The organism is Streptomyces sp. SID11385 (genome assembly GCF_010548245.1).
In the GTDB taxonomy this organism is placed as follows: domain Bacteria; phylum Actinomycetota; class Actinomycetes; order Streptomycetales; family Streptomycetaceae; genus Streptomyces.
In genome coordinates, this window is sequence record NZ_JAAGLR010000487.1 from 1 (window position 1) to 233 (window position 233).

Annotated in this window: 1 pseudogene; it reads left to right on the forward strand. The window is 65.7% G+C overall.

Annotated features, from left to right (window positions below):
* A pseudogene (locus G3I42_RS14745) lies at nt 1-233 on the forward strand (YdcF family protein); the annotation flags it as partial.

Below are 233 nucleotides of genomic sequence, written 5' to 3' on the forward strand. Positions count from 1 at the left end.
CTTCTCCCGGGCCCTGCTCGAAGACGCCGGTGTGGACGTCTCGTCCGTGCTGCTGATCAGCAAGCCGTACGAGGAACGGCGCGCCCACGCCACAGCGCGCAAGCTGTGGCCGGGCGTCGAGTTCGTGAGCGCGTCGGAACCGATCACGTTCGAGGAGTACCTGGCCTCCATCCAGGACGACCGCATGGTCATCGACATGCTGGTCGGCGCGTTGCAGCGCCTGATGATCTATC